This window comes from Limosilactobacillus balticus, assembly GCF_014145615.1.
GTDB classification, from domain to species: Bacteria; Bacillota; Bacilli; order Lactobacillales; family Lactobacillaceae; genus Limosilactobacillus; species Limosilactobacillus balticus.
Genome location: NZ_JACIVH010000042.1, coordinates 345,700 through 361,711 on the forward strand (window position 1 = coordinate 345,700; position 16,012 = coordinate 361,711).

Annotated in this window: 21 protein-coding genes; 19 read left to right on the forward strand and 2 right to left on the reverse strand. The window is 37.6% G+C overall.

Annotated features, from left to right (window positions below; all coding sequences use genetic code 11):
* Window positions 1–5: 5 nt before the first annotated feature.
* The 14 genes from H5S10_RS02515 to H5S10_RS02580 all read left to right on the forward strand — a co-directional run bounded on the left by H5S10_RS02515 (window position 6) and on the right by H5S10_RS02580 (window position 9,782).
* Entirely contained in the window at window positions 6–581 is a 576-nt protein-coding gene (locus tag H5S10_RS02515; RefSeq protein WP_182588615.1) for a BMC domain-containing protein, read from the forward strand.
* A gap of 12 nt (window positions 582–593) precedes the next feature.
* The gene (locus H5S10_RS02520; protein ID WP_003669187.1) at window positions 594–884 is read left to right on the forward strand and encodes a BMC domain-containing protein; all 291 of its coding nucleotides are present in this window, start codon (window positions 594–596) and stop codon (window positions 882–884) included.
* A 28-nt stretch (window positions 885–912) separates the two neighbouring features.
* Window positions 913–1,557, forward strand: coding sequence for a phosphate propanoyltransferase (locus H5S10_RS02525; protein ID WP_182587125.1), 645 nt, complete (start codon window positions 913–915; stop codon window positions 1,555–1,557).
* A gap of 31 nt (window positions 1,558–1,588) precedes the next feature.
* On the forward strand, window positions 1,589–2,092 hold the full coding sequence (gene pduM, locus H5S10_RS02530; RefSeq protein WP_182587124.1) for a PduM family microcompartment protein: 504 nt from the start codon (window positions 1,589–1,591) through the stop codon (window positions 2,090–2,092).
* The gene (locus H5S10_RS02535; RefSeq protein ID WP_003669182.1) at window positions 2,080–2,352 is read left to right on the forward strand and encodes a EutN/CcmL family microcompartment protein; all 273 of its coding nucleotides are present in this window, start codon (window positions 2,080–2,082) and stop codon (window positions 2,350–2,352) included. Before pduM ends, H5S10_RS02535 begins: the two co-directional genes overlap by 13 nt.
* Window positions 2,353–2,372: 20 nt before the next feature.
* The gene (locus H5S10_RS02540; RefSeq protein ID WP_182587123.1) at window positions 2,373–2,960 is read left to right on the forward strand and encodes a cob(I)yrinic acid a,c-diamide adenosyltransferase; all 588 of its coding nucleotides are present in this window, start codon (window positions 2,373–2,375) and stop codon (window positions 2,958–2,960) included.
* 2 nt (window positions 2,961–2,962) lie between these two features.
* Window positions 2,963–3,436, forward strand: a complete 474-nt coding sequence (locus H5S10_RS02545) for a GlcG/HbpS family heme-binding protein (RefSeq protein ID WP_182587122.1) — start codon at window positions 2,963–2,965, stop codon at window positions 3,434–3,436.
* Between the two features lie 2 nt (window positions 3,437–3,438).
* Window positions 3,439–4,872: a CoA-acylating propionaldehyde dehydrogenase PduP gene (gene pduP / locus H5S10_RS02550; RefSeq protein ID WP_182588616.1), complete on the forward strand. Its 1,434-nt coding sequence runs from the start codon at window positions 3,439–3,441 to the stop codon at window positions 4,870–4,872.
* Between the two features lie 17 nt (window positions 4,873–4,889).
* Window positions 4,890–6,011 carry a 1-propanol dehydrogenase PduQ gene (locus tag H5S10_RS02555; protein ID WP_182587120.1) on the forward strand — a complete coding sequence of 374 codons (1,122 nt, stop codon included), beginning with the start codon at window positions 4,890–4,892 and terminating at the stop codon, window positions 6,009–6,011.
* A 23-nt stretch (window positions 6,012–6,034) separates the two neighbouring features.
* Window positions 6,035–7,222 carry an acetate/propionate family kinase gene (locus H5S10_RS02560; protein WP_182588617.1) on the forward strand — a complete coding sequence of 396 codons (1,188 nt, stop codon included), beginning with the start codon at window positions 6,035–6,037 and terminating at the stop codon, window positions 7,220–7,222.
* Window positions 7,223–7,237: 15 nt separating this feature from the next.
* Window positions 7,238–7,585 carry a BMC domain-containing protein gene (locus H5S10_RS02565; RefSeq protein ID WP_003675166.1) on the forward strand — a complete coding sequence of 116 codons (348 nt, stop codon included), beginning with the start codon at window positions 7,238–7,240 and terminating at the stop codon, window positions 7,583–7,585.
* Between the two features lie 65 nt (window positions 7,586–7,650).
* Window positions 7,651–8,445, forward strand: a complete 795-nt coding sequence (locus H5S10_RS02570) for a tyrosine-protein phosphatase (RefSeq protein WP_182587118.1) — start codon at window positions 7,651–7,653, stop codon at window positions 8,443–8,445.
* A 147-nt stretch (window positions 8,446–8,592) separates the two neighbouring features.
* Window positions 8,593–9,225, forward strand: a complete 633-nt coding sequence (locus H5S10_RS02575; RefSeq protein WP_182588618.1) for a histidine phosphatase family protein — start codon at window positions 8,593–8,595, stop codon at window positions 9,223–9,225.
* On the forward strand, window positions 9,222–9,782 hold the full coding sequence (locus tag H5S10_RS02580) for a cadmium resistance transporter (RefSeq protein WP_182587116.1): 561 nt from the start codon (window positions 9,222–9,224) through the stop codon (window positions 9,780–9,782). The genes H5S10_RS02575 and H5S10_RS02580 overlap by 4 nt, the downstream gene beginning before the upstream one ends.
* On the opposite strand, the gene H5S10_RS02585 is transcribed toward H5S10_RS02580, so the two are convergent.
* On the reverse strand, window positions 9,775–10,203 hold the full coding sequence (locus H5S10_RS02585; RefSeq protein ID WP_182587115.1) for a EutP/PduV family microcompartment system protein: 429 nt from the start codon (window positions 10,201–10,203) through the stop codon (window positions 9,775–9,777). The two genes, H5S10_RS02580 and H5S10_RS02585, sit on opposite strands and share 8 nt — an antisense overlap.
* 107 nt (window positions 10,204–10,310) lie before the next feature.
* Between H5S10_RS02585 and H5S10_RS02590 the strand changes: the two genes are divergently transcribed.
* Both H5S10_RS02590 and H5S10_RS02595 read left to right on the forward strand, forming a co-directional pair.
* Entirely contained in the window at window positions 10,311–10,760 is a 450-nt protein-coding gene (locus H5S10_RS02590) for a flavodoxin (RefSeq protein WP_153709179.1), read from the forward strand.
* A 23-nt stretch (window positions 10,761–10,783) separates the two neighbouring features.
* A complete protein-coding gene (locus tag H5S10_RS02595) occupies window positions 10,784–11,623 on the forward strand; it encodes an NAD(P)H-dependent oxidoreductase (RefSeq protein WP_182588619.1) in 840 nt (279 codons plus the stop codon).
* A gap of 57 nt (window positions 11,624–11,680) precedes the next feature.
* Here the strand turns inward: H5S10_RS02595 and H5S10_RS02600 are convergent, their stop codons facing one another.
* Window positions 11,681–12,247, reverse strand: coding sequence for a cob(I)yrinic acid a,c-diamide adenosyltransferase (locus H5S10_RS02600; RefSeq protein ID WP_182587113.1), 567 nt, complete (start codon window positions 12,245–12,247; stop codon window positions 11,681–11,683).
* A 357-nt stretch (window positions 12,248–12,604) separates the two neighbouring features.
* On the opposite strand from H5S10_RS02600, the gene H5S10_RS02605 reads away from it, so the two are divergent.
* From H5S10_RS02605 to cbiB, 3 genes are read left to right on the forward strand one after another with little or no spacing between them, the layout of a single operon-like run.
* A complete protein-coding gene (locus tag H5S10_RS02605; RefSeq protein WP_182587112.1) occupies window positions 12,605–13,693 on the forward strand; it encodes an aminotransferase class I/II-fold pyridoxal phosphate-dependent enzyme in 1,089 nt (362 codons plus the stop codon).
* Window positions 13,690–15,054, forward strand: a complete 1,365-nt coding sequence (locus tag H5S10_RS02610) for a cobyrinate a,c-diamide synthase (RefSeq protein ID WP_182587111.1) — start codon at window positions 13,690–13,692, stop codon at window positions 15,052–15,054. The genes H5S10_RS02605 and H5S10_RS02610 overlap by 4 nt, the downstream gene beginning before the upstream one ends.
* Complete coding sequence (cbiB, locus tag H5S10_RS02615; protein WP_182588620.1) at window positions 15,051–16,010, forward strand: adenosylcobinamide-phosphate synthase CbiB; 960 nt, start codon at window positions 15,051–15,053, stop codon at window positions 16,008–16,010. Before H5S10_RS02610 ends, cbiB begins: the two co-directional genes overlap by 4 nt.
* Window positions 16,011–16,012: the final 2 nt, after the last annotated feature.

Sequence of the window (16,012 nt, forward strand, 5' to 3'; positions counted from 1 at the left end):
TAACTATGAAGTCTTTAGGCTATGTAGAATGTAATGGATTATCTGGCGCTATTGTTGCTGCTGACCGGATGCTCAAGACTGCAGATGTTGAGCTTAGTAGTATTCAAAATACAAAAGGTAATGGATGGGTCACCTTACAAGTTTCTGGTGAACTTTCAGCAATAACAGTTGCAGTTCAAGCTGTAAAAAACTATTTACCTGATGTATATGTAACATCAGCGGTAATAGGTCGTCCAGCAACAGGGTTGAACTTCTTGGGTAAAACGGATTTATTGCAACCAAATCCAGAAAAGAAACAAAATAATGATCTTACTGAGAAGAAAACGGTTGCTGAACTATCCTCAACTAAAGAAGAGGAAGTAAAGAAAAATAAAAATTCTAATGAATCTAGTGTTCAAGCTGAGCAATCATTAGATGAGAAAGATGAAGTTGAAGATTCAAGATCATCTAATGATAAACAAGATATCAACTCTGATGAGAATGAAGTCACATGCAATATGTGCGGAGATCCGAAGTGTCCACGGAAATTAGGAGAGCCGCATAAGAAGTGTATCCATTACAACGAATTAAAGAAAAAGTAGGAGGAAATAACTATGAATAACGCTTTAGGAATGATTGAAACACGAGGATTAGTTGCATCTATTGAAGCTGCTGATCAAATGGTAAAGGCTGCAAATGTAACATTAACTGGTCAAGAAAAGATTGGTAGTGGACTGGTAACTGTTATGATTCGTGGTGATGTTGGTGCTGTAAAGGCTGCCGTTGATGCTGGTGTACAAGCTGCTGAAGGTGTCGGTGAAGTTGTATCGTCTTACGTAATTCCTCGTCCACATGAAGAAGTTGAAAAGATTTTACCGGGTGGATCAGACTCAGACGCTGAATAGAAAATTTTAATAAAAAGGAAGATTACGTATGGATGAAGAACAATTAAGAACACTTATCCGGACAATTGTTAGAGAAACACTTAATCCTAACCTAGTTCCAATCGGCGTTTCAAACCACCATGTACATTTGACGGAAGAAGATTTTCAAAAGTTATTCCCTGGTCAGAAGATTGAAATGCTAAAGAAACTTCGTCAACATGCGGATTTCGCTGCAAAGCAAACAGTTGACCTGATCGGACCTAAGGGCACCATTGAACATGTTCGTCTAATGGGACCCTACCGTTCACACTCACAAGTGGAAATCGCTCGTTCAGAAAACTTTACACTAGGAGTTGATGCACCAATTAGAATGTCGGGTGACCTTGATGGTACTCCTTCAATTAAGGTTCGCTCGCCATATGCGGAAATTGAAATCCAGGGTGTAATTGTTGCAAAACGACACATCCACATGAGTTTAGAGGATGCTAAGCGTTTTGGTGTAAAACTCGGAGATTCAATGCAGGTTGAAGTAGACGGCGATGGTGGACGTAAAACTATTTTTGATGATGTAGTTGCTCGTCCTCGTGAAGACTTTGTTCTTGAAATGCACATTGATACTGATGAAGCAAATGCTGCTAATGTCGGACTAGGCAATAATTCTTTCGGAAAAGTTATTATCAAGAAGAAAAACTAACTTTTTAAGAAACTACCAAGGGGGTGAATAGATGGATAACCTAGTACAACAGGTTATGCAACGGTTAGAAGAACGGAAACATACAAGTGTAGAAGTTACTTTTAATCATCAAGTTGCCCCGCCTAGTGAACAGATTTTTTTGAAAAACGGGAAAGTTATCCTAAAAAATGTTTCGATTGAGTTAATAACGGACTTATATTCAATGGAAAAGACTAATGCTTGGATTAAATGGGTATTAGAAGGAATTAGCTATGATGTTAAATTTTACTTTTTAGTTAATGAACAGATGGTTAATTTTATTCCACGGATGATGATTTTGGACTGGCCGATCTTGTTTGTTGTGAATAACGAATCGCCAGTGATTGCCAGTTATAATCGGGTTATTACCAGAGAAGAGATCGCTGCTAAACCAGATAAATCAATTCTTGTTAGATATCAAAAGCAACGTATTACAGATGAAGCAGTTGATGTCTGTAACTATAAAAAAATTAAAATAAAGATTAGGACTGAAGAAAATTGTATATGGCGAGAGTAGTAGGTAGTGTTGTTGCAACCCAAAAGGATCCATCCTTGGTTGGAAAAAAGCTGATGATAGTTCAACAGATTAATTCAGACCAACAACCAGTTCGATTTGAACAAGTTGCCGCTGATACAGTAAATGCTGGAATTGGCGATAATGTATTAATAGTTCGTGGTGCTGGTGCAAGGCGTGCTGATAAAGAGCGCGACGAGGACCAAGTAAGGGACGTTAATGACTGTACGATTGTTGGAATAATTGACCGTTTTGATAAGTAGTGTGCATTGGAGGCATCGAAATGGCTATTTACACAAAAGGTGGTGACAAGGGAGAAACAAGTTTATTCGATGGAACAAGGGTACCTAAGGATTCATTACGAGTTGAAACTTATGGAACCTTTGATGAATTAAACGCTAATATTAGTTTGGCAGATAAGTTTTGTGAAAGTGAACGTAATAAGAAACTTTTACAAGAAATCGAATATAAAATGTTTTTCCTTCAAGGTGAGATAGCGACAGAGAAACGGCAGTATTTTACTGATAAAAGTAAGATTATTACCGATGAAGATACTCGAAAACTTGAAGAGGTTATTGATAAATATACATCGGAACTGCCACCTGTTCATAGTTTTATCTTACCTGGTTCAAGTACTGCGGGTGCACAACTTCATGTTTGTCGAACAATCTGTCGTCGAGCAGAACGACTCTTTGTACGATTATCAAAGGATGTAAAATTTCGTCCAGAGCTAGAAAGATATATTAACCGTTTATCGGATTTCTTATATATTGTAGCGCGTGATGAAGACTATGAAGATTTATTGAATAGTGTAACTGATGACGTATTAAAAATTTATAAACGTTATCAAGAAGAAAAGGATGTGCGTTAAGAATGAACGAGGAACAAATTAGTAAGATTGTTGAAAGCGTAATCAATAATAATGCTTCTAAAAATCTATTTGATCGGCACAAAATGGAAAAGGTAATCGATGCGGCTGTAACTCGTGCTAATGAATTGGGTGTTGGTGTAACAATTGCCATTATGAAGGCTGATCAAGTATTACAGATGAGCTATCATATGCCAAATGCTAACTTAGTAAGTTGTACTTTAGCTCCTAAGAAGGCATGGTCAGCATTGGCAATGAAGGAACCTACTAAGGATATTAGTAAGGATATCCAACCAGGTGCCGGATTGTACCAAATGGAAACAATGCTTGATGGTAAGTTAGCATCTTTTGCAGGTGGTATTCCATTGAAGATTAACGGTGAAATTATCGGCTCAATCGGTGTTAGTGGTGGATTGGTTGAAGAAGATCAATCAATCTGTGAAGCTGCTGTTGCAGAATTTTTGAAGGAGAGTAAGTAGATATGCAAATTAATGATATTGAAAGTGCTGTACGCAAAATCCTTGCTGAAGAACTAGACAATGCCAGCTCTTCAAGTACAAATGCTGCAGTTACTACTGATGATGGTCATCGTGGAATTTTCACTAATGTCAATGACGCAATTGCTGCTGCCAAGGCTGCTCAGGAAGTATATCGTGACAAGTCAATTGCTGTTCGTCAACAAGTAATTGATGCCATTAAGGAAGGGTTCCGTCCATATATTGAAAAGATGGCTAAGGATATTAAAGAAGAAACAGGAATGGGAACTGTAGAGGCTAAAATTGCTAAGTTAAATAACGCCTTATACAACACTCCTGGTCCTGAGATACTTGAACCAGTTGTAGAAAACGGTGACGGTGGAATGGTTATGTATGAACGGCTGCCATACGGTGTTATTGGTGCGGTTGGCCCAAGTACAAATCCTTCAGAAACTGTAATCGCTAATGCAATCATGATGCTTGCTGGTGGGAATACTCTCTATTTTGGTGCTCACCCTGGTGCAAAGAATATTACTCGTTGGACAATTGAGAAGATGAATGACTTTATTGCTGATGCAACAGGTCTTCATAATTTGGTTGTAAGTATTGAAACACCAACAATTGAATCAGTTCAACAAATGATGAAACACCCTGACATTGCAATGTTAGCAGTAACTGGTGGTCCAGCTGTTGTTCATCAAGCAATGACTAGTGGTAAGAAAGCGGTTGGTGCTGGTCCTGGTAATCCTCCTGCAATGGTTGATGCTACTGCTGATATTGATTTAGCTGCTCATAATATTATTAAGTCTGCTTCATTTGATAATGACATTTTATGTACTGCTGAAAAGGAAGTAGTTGCAGAAAGCAGCATTAAAGATGAATTAATCCGTAAGATGCAAGATGAAGGTGCCTTTGTAGTTAACCGTGAACAAGCCGATAAATTAGCTGATATGTGTATCCAGGAAAATGGTACTCCTGATCGTAAGTTTGTTGGCAAGGACGCAACTTACATCCTAGACCAAGCTAATATTCCTTACACAGGTCATCCAGTTGAAATTATTTGTGAACTTCCTAAGGAACACCCATTGGTAATGACCGAAATGCTTATGCCAATCTTGCCAGTTGTTTCTTGCCCAACATTTGATGATGTGTTGAAGACTGCTGTTGAAGTTGAAAAGGGTAATCATCACACGGCTACTATTCATTCCAATAACCTTAAGCATATTAATAATGCTGCTCACCGGATGCAATGTTCAATCTTTGTTGTTAATGGTCCTTCCTATGTTGGTACTGGTGTTGCTGATAATGGTGCTCACTCAGGTGCTTCAGCATTAACAATTGCTACACCAACTGGTGAAGGAACATGTACTGCACGAACATTTACTCGTCGGGTTCGTTTGAACTCACCACAAGGATTCTCAGTACGTAACTGGTATTAATGGGAGGCATAATTCCAATGGAAAAATATAGTATGCCAACTCGGATTTATTCGGGAACAGATAGTTTGAAAGAATTAGAGACACTTAATAATGAACGTATCTTATTAGTTTGTGATTCTTTCTTACCTGGTAGTGATACCTTAAAAGAAATTGAGAATCACATTAATAATAGCAATAAGTGTGAAATCTTCTCTGATGTTGTCCCTGATCCACCACTAGATAAAATTATGGAAGGGGTTCAACAGTTCCTTAAGCTTAAGCCAACAATTGTGATTGGTATCGGTGGTGGGTCAGCCATGGATACTGGTAAAGGAATTCGTTTCTTTGGTGAAAAGTTAGGTAAATGCAAGATCAATGAATATATTGCTATCCCAACAACAAGTGGTACTGGTTCAGAAGTTACGAATACTGCGGTTATTTCTGATACAAAAGAACATCGTAAAATTCCTATTTTGGAAGACTATTTGACACCTGATTGTGCTTTACTAGATCCTAAACTAGTTATGACTGCTCCTAAGAGTGTAACTGCATATTCAGGAATGGATGTTTTAACCCATGCACTTGAATCTTTAGTTGCTAAGGATGCAAACTTATTTACAGTTGCATTATCAGAAGAAGCAATTGATGCGATTACTAAACACTTAGTTGAATGTTATCGTCACGGCGATAATGTAGATGCTCGTAAGATTGTTCATGAAGCATCAAATATTGCTGGAACTGCATTTAATATTGCTGGATTAGGGATTTGCCACTCAATTGCACACCAATTGGGAGCTAACTTCCATGTCCCACATGGTTTGGCTAATACAATGCTATTACCATATGTTGTTGCATATAATGCTGAACACAGTGAAGAAGCATTGCATAAGTTTGCAATTGCTGCTAAGAAAGCTGGAATCGCTGCGCCAGGCGTAGGTGATCGTCTTGCAGTAAAGCGGCTAATTGCTAAAATTCGGGAAATGGCACGTCAAATGAATTGTCCAATGACTCTTCAAGCATTCGGCGTTGATCCTGCTAAAGCTGAAGAATTAGCTGATACTGTTGTTGCAAATGCAAAGAAAGATGCAACATTCCCTGGTAATCCAGTAGTTCCTTCAGATGATGATTTAAAGATGGTTTACGAAGCAGTAATTCGTTAATTTAGTTTATTTGGAGTGATTTGATGTCTAAGAAAATACTTGCAATTAATTCTGGTAGTTCTTCAATTAAGTTCAAACTTTATTTAATGCCAGAAGAAAAATTATTAATTAGTGGCTCTGCTGAAAATCTTGGTTCTTCTACAAGCCAGCTTTCGTACAAAACTGACAAAACGAGTGAAACTAGACAAGTTCCGCTAAAAAATCACTCAGAGGCAATTGATCAGATTATTGATATTTTAATGTCCAGTGGTGTTGTTAAGGATAAATCTGAAATTTATGGTGTAGGACACCGAATTTCACATGGTGGAAGCTACTATACTCATGCAGTAGCAGTCACTCCAGAAGTAGAAAAACGAATTGATGAATTGAAAGTGCTATCTCCATTGCATAATCCTAATGGTTTAGCAGGAATTAAAGCATTTGAAAAATTTCTTCCTGATGCAAAAGAAGTTGTGACTTTCGATAATTCGTTCCATCATACTATTCCGAAAAAAGCTTATATGTATGCTTTACCATATGAGTTTTATGAGAAGTACCAAATCAGACGTTACGGTTTCCATGCTCCTTCCCACCAATATGTTTCTGAAAAGGCACGGGAATTATTTGGAAAAGAAAAGACACGTCGCATGATTACATGCCATTTGGGTAATGGATCGAGCGTTTCAGCAATTTTAGACGGGAAGTCAGTTAACTCATCAATGGGCTTTACACCTTTAGCAGGGGTTGTAATGGGAACCCGTTGTGGTGATATTGATCCAGAAATAATTCCATTTTTAGAAGAAGAACTTAACATTGATTCTCACGAAATGCGCCGAATCATGAATGAAGATTCCGGTTTAAAGGGATTATCAGGAATTTCTAATGATGAACGGGAAATTGAAAGTGCGGCTAAAAATGGTAATGAACGTGCTCAGTTAGCATTAGATGTATTTGTTCACTCGATTCAGCAATATATCGGTGCTTATACAACTGACCTTGACGGATTAGACACCTTAGTATTTACTGCGGGAATTGGCGAACATGCTGCTTATATTCGTAGTCAAATTTGTAAAAACCTTGATTATCTTGGGGTTAAGATTGATGAAGAAAAAAATAAGCAGAATGCGCTTAGTATTGAAGCACCGGATAGTAAAGTTAAGGTTGCAGTTATTCCGACAAACGAAGAGATCATTATTGCTCGTGATGTAATGAATGTAACTCAGCAACAGTAGGATAGGGATGGTGTTATGGCTAGACAGGATATTCAACGAACAATTCAAGAATATGTTCCAGGTAAGCAGGTGACATTAGCCCATATTGTAGCCAATCCTACGCCAGATATTTACGAAAAATTGGGAATTCAGACACCTAAAAATGCACTTGGGATTCTAACAATTACGCCTAGTGAAGCATCAATTATTGCTGGTGATATTGCAACAAAATCCAGTAACGTTACGTTAGGTTTTATTGATCGTTTTAGTGGATCAGTTGTTATCGTCGGTGAAGTTTCCGAGGTTGAATCGGCTTTGCGTCATGTTGTTGATAAACTACATGCATTACTAGGTTTTGATGTTCCTGAGATTACACGAACATAGTTTAGAAGTGTATTCATTCAGTAAATTGTATGAATGCACTTCTTTAGAAAGGAGGGGGATGCAAAATGACGACGCACCAGCGGATCTTGACGTTTAATAACGGTTTTAATTTTCGTGATCTTGGCGGGTATAAGACGCTAAACGGTCAGGTCTTAAAATGGAACACTCTCGTTCGTTCTGCGCATCTCTCCTATTTTGATCGATTTGAGCAACGAGAACTTTATAGGTATGGCATAAGGGCAGTGATTGATTTCCGCTCAACATCAGAAGTTGCATTGTATCCGGACCAATTAACATCATTGATAAAGTATATTCGAATACCAGTATTTGATAATGATATTACTGAGAGCAACGTTGACATTATTGAAGCGCGGAAAGTATTTTCCAAAGATCCGCGAGCGGGATTTAATCGGATGCTATCTGTGTATCACCAATTTGTTACTGATGAGCAAGCGCAGGAAGCTTTTCATCAATTTATAAAAAAACTATGCCTGCATTCAACGCAAGGCGGAATTTTGTTTCATTGTTCGGCGGGAAAAGATCGAACAGGGCTAGCAGCTATTTACTTGCTAAGTTTGCTAGGTGTTCCGGAATCCACAATTTATGAGGATTATATTTTAACTAATAAAACTTCTGTTAAAAGAATAAAGGAACGGTTACGCTTTGCTGTGGAGGCTGATCTGGGTGAGAATTACTTGCACTCAATTTATGATCTTTCAACAGCTAACAAGTGTTATTATGATCAGGCAATCTCTCTAATCAATTCTAAATATGGCGGAATGCAAAATTATTTACATGATGTCTTGCAAATTAGTAATTCAATGGTTGAACAGTTAAAGTATCTGTACCTAGAAAAGTAATTTAAGTTGTTTGAATACTTGAGTAAAGATGGGCAAAAGCTTAATTTTACGGTTAAGCTTTTGCCCATCTTACGATATGATTAAAATAAGTAAAGCGGTAACATTATTAACTGCTTTATTTATACATAATTATTTTAGGTGATAGTAATGACAACTCTTCTTTTAATCCGTCATGGTGAAACTTATGCGAATCAGCTAAATTATATTCAGGGAACGCTAAATAATAGGCTTGCAACACTAACAGAGCAGGGCATTGCAGATGCAAAAGCCTATCAAGAAGTGTTAAAGCATAACCAAATTGATTTTGCTTACACTAGTCCGTTAAAAAGAGCATTAGTAACCAGTAAAATCATTTGTAATCACACCAATATTAATGTGCGGGTTGATTCACGACTGTCAGAAATCTCATATGGACAGTGGAACGGAACGGCGATTGCTGATTTGAAAAGGCAGTACACAACATATTTTGATTCGGAAACCAATGATGTTTATCCGCACTCGATTGAAATCAACAATGGTGAAAGCTTCGCACATGCACGGAAGAGAATCTGGACGTTTGTTACTGAAATTTCACGAGAATATCCTAGTCAAACAATCTTAGTTGTGACACACGGCTGGGTAATCAAAAATATTATCTCTTTGTGTTTGAATAACACAGACGGTGCTGCTTTTAAGAATCCGCGAAATTTGAGTGTGAGTAAAATTCAAGTTGATCCGGTGACTGGAAAGCAGAAGGTATGTTATTATAACAGGCCACTTAAAGGAATTGGTAAATTATGAATCTTTTGGCAGTCCTAATGATTTTTATCGGGTTGAACATTGATACTTTCATTGCCCTGTTATTCGTTTTACGAAACTATAACTATCGATTGCCAATTATTGCTTTTGTTACAGCAACGATTACGTTATGGATTTTAGGGGTGGTGTTAGGAAAAGGTTTAGCAGCGCTTTTCCCTGACTGGATTACGGGCTTTATGGGAATCGTTTTAATTTTTCTAGCAGTATTCGGTCAAAATGACGATGATAATGAGAATATTAACACTGGCTTTATATCATTATTCTTGTTTTGTTTAAGCCTTGGCGGTGATAACTTAGCCGTTTATATTCCTTGGGCGGTAAATTTATCGTGGCTGGAAATACTCCAGATTGGAATAATTTTTACAATTTGTTCAGTTATCCTTATCTTATTAGGGAAAACAATTGTTTCATTTGGTCCGATTGCAGGATTATTAGAAAAATATGGTAATTATGGAAGTAAGATTGTATATGTTTTAGCAGGATTATATATAATTTGGAATAGTCATTTAATAAATCACTTGTGTATATTGATTAGTTAAGTTCTGCAAGCAATTTATCGATATTGATATTTTTAACGGCGGAGATGGGGATAACCTTTTTGACTCCGGCACTAAGCAATAGTTTTTTTGAATATTCAATATCAGCTGGGTCATTTACCAAATCAATTTTAGTAATAACGCCGATTGTTGGCTTACTAAACATTGAGCAGAAACCAGCAGGGAAAACCAATCGCTTATCAACAACACTTTGTAATAAAACCACGATATCCGCATCCATTGAAGTTACACGGAGCGTGCTCATCATATTGTGGTGTTCCATGTATTCACCTGGTGTATCAATGATATTTGAAGTGAACTCAACAGCTTGCGTTTTGTTATATCTAATTTGCTGATGTTCTAAACGTTGGGTAAGTGTTGTTTTTCCACAAGCGATTGCACCAATAAACATAGTCCTTTTCATGTTACTGCCTCCGGTAAATTCTATAAAATTATACTATTTAACTGTATTATAATAAAAGCGGTTACATATAGCCATGGAATATTAAATAATTAAGTGAGGAATACAAAATGTTAACGGCACATGTAGTTTATGCCACAATGACTGGCAATAATGAGGAAGTTGCAAATATTGTTTGTGATAGTTTAACGAAATTAAATGTAAAAGTGATTGAGTCAGAGATTTCTCAGACGGACGTTACTGAGTTTGCCAAGGCCGATATTTTAGTTGTATGCGCATATACATATGACGAAGGCGCAATGCCCGAAGAGGGACTAGATTTTTATGATGACCTCCAGGAAACGGATTTGACGGGCAAGGTCTATGGAGTTGCAGGCTCAGGCGATAAATTTTATGGTGAATATTTTAATACAACCGTTGATCACTTTGATGAAGCATTTAAAAAGGCAGGGGCAACATCAGGGGCTGAAAAAGTGAAGATCGATTTAGAGCCTTATGAAGAAGATATTGAACGCTTAAATACATTTGCAAAAGGATTGGTTGAAACTGCGACTAAGTAAGTAGTTTGAAAGGAATGGTTATAATGGCAAGAGTTGGGGTATTAATTGGTAGCTTAAGTAAAGATTCATACAGTCGAAAGGTAGCTGATTATTTTACTGCTCTTCCTACTAGTCTTGAGTTTGTAGAGTTGAATTACTCAATATTACCGTTCTATAATCCGGATTTAGAAAAAAAGCCGCCAATCGAATGGCAAGCATTTAGAAAAGCAACAGATAGTGTTGACGCATTATTAATTGTGACGCAGGAGTATAATTATTCGATTCCAGGGGGATTGAAAAATGCATTGGATGTTCTTTCAGTTCCTTCGCCCAACCAGCATTTGATAGGAAAACCGGTATTAGCAATGACTGATTCTGCAGGCGAAAAGGGGGGTATTATTGCTAATGCACACCTTCACCAGGTATTACGGTACTTGGGGATGAGGGTAATGAATTGTACAATTGCGATAGGTAATGTTCAATCAGTCTTCAAGGATGGCCGTAATCATGATGCAAAACTTGCAAGCCGTTTAGCTCAGGATATTAAAGATTTTGCCCAATTTATCGGTGAGAGTAACTTGCCTTATCAAGCATGTATTGATATGGGGCATAATTTCTGCTATTCACCAAATGAATTGGCATTACTAGATGGTTCAGGAACTAAGATTGCGACAATCACATTGGATAATTCAGAGGGAAAACCGGTAGTGATTGAGGAAGTTACGGTGGCTCCTGAATGTCGCGGCCAAGGACTCGCAAACAAGATAATGACAACGCTAATGTGGCTTGTTGAAGGAGCGGACCGCCAAGTAAAGGCTAACTGTCCATTTGCTAAAAGCTATTTAGAAACACATCCACAATTTCAAAATATTTTTGTAAAGTAAAAGAGAAACTACACTCAGATTAATTCTGAAGTGTAATTTCTCTTTTTTTGTGGGGGGCTAGTGAAACACGTCTTTGCTGTTGCGGTAGAGTACGTCCTGTTTTTGATCAAGATAGTTGGCATATCGAGCTGCCGCAAAGAAGTAATCAGAAAGGCGGTTAATAAAGGTTAACACGTCTTGGTTTATTTCTTCTTCCTGCATCAATAGAACAATGCGTCTTTCTGCACGACGAGTAGTTGTTCGCGCAACATGAAGTGCAGAAGCTGCCTGACTGCCGCCCGGAAGGATAAACTTTTTTACTGCTGGAACTATTTCTGTGTAAGTGTCAATTTTTTGTTCAAGCCAAGCTGTTGGCTCTTTTTGATGAAATTCAAATGAATGTCGTTCGTCTTCAGCAGGAGTCGCTAAATCGTGCCCGCAATCAAATAACAGTTGTTGTAGTTCTTCTAGTTCATTAGATAACTTTGCTGTTTGCGGGGTTAAAAGTGATCTAGTATAACCGACCCATGAATTAAGCTCATCGATTTCTCCATATGCCTCAACACGTGGATCACTCTTGAAGAGGATTTGCTTTCCGATGATCCTTGTTTGACCCTTGTCGCCATTCTTGGTGTAGATTTTCATTTGACTTAATCCTTTCACTATTTTGCTCTAATTTTACTACTTAAACAATAATGAGTCGGCTAATTTTACAATAATCGACTAAATAATACTAAAAGCAGCTAAAAAACTCAAAAATATAATGCTATCACATCGAAATAAAAGGGTAGTTAACGGAAATTACAAAAATATACTAATAGCTTTACGAAAAAAGACAAAAATGAGGACTACAAGAAACTAATAATTATTTTTTCTTAACTAATCCAAATATGATTAATCTTTCTTTGTCATATATGTTGTTAACTATTGAACTTGTTAAACGAACATCGTAATCTAATTAGCGTATAAGAAAACGCTTACTATAGAACTGGCGGTGGTATTGTGAGTAAAATTCATCATGGCGGAAATATTGAGGAAGTAGCGGAAAAATTAAACGTCCCTGTTGAAGAGATAAAGGATTTTAGCGCAAATATTAATCCACTAGGTTTTCCTTCTGACCTTTGGAATGTATTAGTACAGTCATTTGCTAATATCGAAGTATACCCTAACCCAAAGTATCCTGGATTGAAAAAAGCAATTGCAGGACAGCTTGATGTAGATGCAGATGATGTGTTTGTTGGAAATGGCGCTACTGAAATATTGGATGAAGCTATTAGGGCTGAAAAAGCGACTGATGCATTAATATTAGCACCAACATTTGGCGAATATGAGCGTTTATTTAAGCGGACGGGAGTAAAAGTCCACCATTATCAGTTACAAGAGAAGAATGATTTTACTCTTAAGATGAACAACCTTCTTGATTTGCTGAGGGCTCATCATGAAATAACCGTCATTTGTTTAACTAGTCCTAATAATCCTACCGGTCAGATAATTTCCCCTAAAGGTTTAAGGATGCTTACCAATTTTTGTAATAAGCATCATCGATTGTTAATTTTAGACGAATCTTTTATCGATTTGACAGTTGGTAGCCAGCCAAGCTTTGTTACCGAGTTGACGGATCAAGACCGAGTATACATTGTTTGTGCTGCAACTAAGTTCTTTGCAATACCGGGATTAAGGCTAGGCTATGGAATTACAAAAAATGATAAGTTGAAATCATTAATAAAAGTCCAAGAAAATACATGGTCAGTTAATGGAATCGCTGATGTATTTGGCCAAAATATGTTTAGGGCTAAGAGATACATAGAGTTAACTCATCAATGGCTGGATGTACAGCAACCGGCGTTATATGAAGCACTTAGAAAGATTAAAGCAATAAAAGTCTTTCCTAGTGTTACTAATTTCTTCCTGTTCAAGTGCTCTGATCCGGACTTAAGAGAGAAGTTAATAAGGCAACGGATTTTAATTCGTCAATGTGACGACTATGAAGGACTTGGATCAGAATATTATCGAGTGGCAGTAAAAGGTCCGCAGGATAATGTATTACTTGTGAATACGCTAAAGAAAGTTTTAGGGCGTGATGAACGATGAAAAAAGTTTTGATTGCAGGGGTAACAAGTGGTTCAGGCAAAACGACAGCAGTTCTTGGAATATTAAAAGCATTGAACGACCAGTATAAAATTCAATCATATAAAGTAGGGCCTGATTATGTTGATACAAAATTTCATACTAGAATAACTAAACGTCCCGCACGTAATCTTGATAATTATCTCGTACCTGAACCAGCAACGTTAAATTATTTATTCACAGCTGATACAAAAGGGATTGATTTAGGAATTGTTGAAGGCGTTATGGGATTATATGACGGACTTGGGACAGATAAAGATGCTTATTCGACTGCTAGTATCGCCAAACAATTAAATATTCCAGTTATTTTAGTAATTAATGCGCGTGCTACTTCTACTTCAGCCGCAGCAATCTTAAAGGGATTTATCGAGTTTGATCCTGCTGTACCGATAAAGGGAGTCATTATTAATAATGTAATGAGCAAAAATCATTATGAACTGATTGCAGGAGCGATTCATCGATACTTGAACTTACCGGTTTTAGGTTACCTACCGCATAATGAAGTATTGAGTTTACCATCACGCCAGTTAGGATTAGTTCCAGATGATGAGCTGCCAAATATTGATAAAAAAATTTTATTAATAGCAGAAGAAGTTAAGAAACATATTGATCTTGAGCAATTAGTTGAAATTGCCCGACCGCTTACTAATGTTTATCGCAATCCTTTTTCCAAAATAAGGGTAAAACTCCGGTTGGGCCTCGCTAAGGATAAGGCGTTTAACTTCTACTATGCGGATAACTTAAGCTTGCTTAAAAAAGCGGGTGTTGAATTAGTTCCGTTTAGCCCTCTTAAAGACAAGAAGCTTCCTAATGTGGACGCTTTGTATATTGGAGGCGGCTACCCAGAAGAGTTTGCTGCCCAGCTGGCCGCAAATGTAGCAATGAAAAACGAAATAATGGCATTTTCTCAAGCCCAAAAGCCAATTTATGCTGAGTGTGGCGGCCTGATGTACTTGGGAAAAACATTACGAGAAGAGAATAAGAATTACTCAATGATTGGGATTTTTAATGGTGAGAGTCAAATGACCTCGCGTTTAAAGAAATTTGGCTATTGTGTTGCCTATCCTAAACAAGATTGCTTGCTAGGAAACAAGGGACAAAAAATTATTGGACATGAATTCCACCATTCTACGTTTACACCCCTAGATAAGCATCTAACTTCAGTTCTCAATATGCAAAAAATTCGGGATAACAAGATAGTGGATGCATGGGATGGTGGATATCAAGTAAGAAGAACGTTTGCTAGCTACCATCACGTTCATTTCTATCAAAATCAGCAATTATTTATTCAATTTTTGCGCAATTTAGGAGCTGAAATGCAATGAACATTGTAATTATAGTGTTGCTCGCGTTTGTCCTCGATCTTTTGATTGGTGATCCTCATCCTTGGCCACACCCAGTAAAAGCAATTGGACGATTAATCGCAGTGTTAACAAAGAAGTTTAATAAGCCGGAGTATTCTAGGAAAAAGCGTAAATACTTAGGCGTAGCAACATGGCTGATTACGGTCGGTGGCACTGGTCTTGGAGCCTATGTCGTAATGCAATTAGCAATGTTTAATTACTATTTATACATGATTGTAGGGACATACTTAAGTTACACTTGTTTGTCTGCTCGGCAATTAGCAATTGAAGCAGAAAAAATAATGAAAAGTCTTAAGCAGGGAAACCTCAAAAAAGCGCGTTACCAAGTAGGCATGATTGTTGGTCGTGATACCGAGAATTTAAGTGCTGAAGAAGTTACTAAAGCGACAATTGAGACGGTTGCCGAAAATACGAGTGACGGTGTGGTCGCCCCACTGCTGTTTTTAGTTATCGGCGGGCCGGTTCTCGGATTAATGTATAAAGCAATTAATACGCTAGATTCGATGGTTGGATATAGAAATGAAAAGTATCGGGATTTTGGTGAATTTTCCGCTAAGGTGGATGACATCGCAAACTACATCCCAGCCCGATTAACGTGGCTTTTCCTAATAATCAGCAGTTGGATACTTCGTGATGATACTAGCGAAGCAATTGCAGTCGGTAAAAGAGATTGTGAGAAGCATTTAAGTCCCAATAGCGCATTTAGTGAGGCGGTAGTAGCAGGAGCACTTCATCTTCAGCTGGGCGGCCCGCACTATTACTTTGGCGAGTTAGTAAAAAAGCCATATATTGGAAATAATCATCTAGTAGTTGCGGCTAACTGGCATTTAAGTCGGACGATTACGATGTTATATATGGCATCATTGCTTAGCTTAGGATGTTTTGAACTTATTAGATTATTAATTGTTTGGAAGTGAGA

Coding starts and splice junctions, on each gene's coding strand:
- H5S10_RS02525 (WP_182587125.1), top strand. CDS start 913: ATGGATGAAGAACAATTAAGAACACTTATCCGGACAATTGTTAGAGAA.
- H5S10_RS02515 (WP_182588615.1), top strand. CDS start 6: ATGAAGTCTTTAGGCTATGTAGAATGTAATGGATTATCTGGCGCTATT.
- H5S10_RS02595 (WP_182588619.1), top strand. CDS start 10,784: ATGGCAAGAGTTGGGGTATTAATTGGTAGCTTAAGTAAAGATTCATAC.
- H5S10_RS02520 (WP_003669187.1), top strand. CDS start 594: ATGAATAACGCTTTAGGAATGATTGAAACACGAGGATTAGTTGCATCT.
- H5S10_RS02580 (WP_182587116.1), top strand. CDS start 9,222: ATGAATCTTTTGGCAGTCCTAATGATTTTTATCGGGTTGAACATTGAT.
- H5S10_RS02600 (WP_182587113.1), bottom strand. CDS start 12,247: ATGAAAATCTACACCAAGAATGGCGACAAGGGTCAAACAAGGATCATC.
- H5S10_RS02545 (WP_182587122.1), top strand. CDS start 2,963: ATGAACGAGGAACAAATTAGTAAGATTGTTGAAAGCGTAATCAATAAT.
- H5S10_RS02560 (WP_182588617.1), top strand. CDS start 6,035: ATGTCTAAGAAAATACTTGCAATTAATTCTGGTAGTTCTTCAATTAAG.
- pduM (WP_182587124.1), top strand. CDS start 1,589: ATGGATAACCTAGTACAACAGGTTATGCAACGGTTAGAAGAACGGAAA.
- H5S10_RS02570 (WP_182587118.1), top strand. CDS start 7,651: ATGACGACGCACCAGCGGATCTTGACGTTTAATAACGGTTTTAATTTT.
- H5S10_RS02555 (WP_182587120.1), top strand. CDS start 4,890: ATGGAAAAATATAGTATGCCAACTCGGATTTATTCGGGAACAGATAGT.
- H5S10_RS02610 (WP_182587111.1), top strand. CDS start 13,690: ATGAAAAAAGTTTTGATTGCAGGGGTAACAAGTGGTTCAGGCAAAACG.
- pduP (WP_182588616.1), top strand. CDS start 3,439: ATGCAAATTAATGATATTGAAAGTGCTGTACGCAAAATCCTTGCTGAA.
- H5S10_RS02540 (WP_182587123.1), top strand. CDS start 2,373: ATGGCTATTTACACAAAAGGTGGTGACAAGGGAGAAACAAGTTTATTC.
- H5S10_RS02590 (WP_153709179.1), top strand. CDS start 10,311: ATGTTAACGGCACATGTAGTTTATGCCACAATGACTGGCAATAATGAG.
- H5S10_RS02585 (WP_182587115.1), bottom strand. CDS start 10,203: ATGAAAAGGACTATGTTTATTGGTGCAATCGCTTGTGGAAAAACAACA.
- cbiB (WP_182588620.1), top strand. CDS start 15,051: ATGAACATTGTAATTATAGTGTTGCTCGCGTTTGTCCTCGATCTTTTG.
- H5S10_RS02575 (WP_182588618.1), top strand. CDS start 8,593: ATGACAACTCTTCTTTTAATCCGTCATGGTGAAACTTATGCGAATCAG.
- H5S10_RS02565 (WP_003675166.1), top strand. CDS start 7,238: ATGGCTAGACAGGATATTCAACGAACAATTCAAGAATATGTTCCAGGT.
- H5S10_RS02535 (WP_003669182.1), top strand. CDS start 2,080: ATGGCGAGAGTAGTAGGTAGTGTTGTTGCAACCCAAAAGGATCCATCC.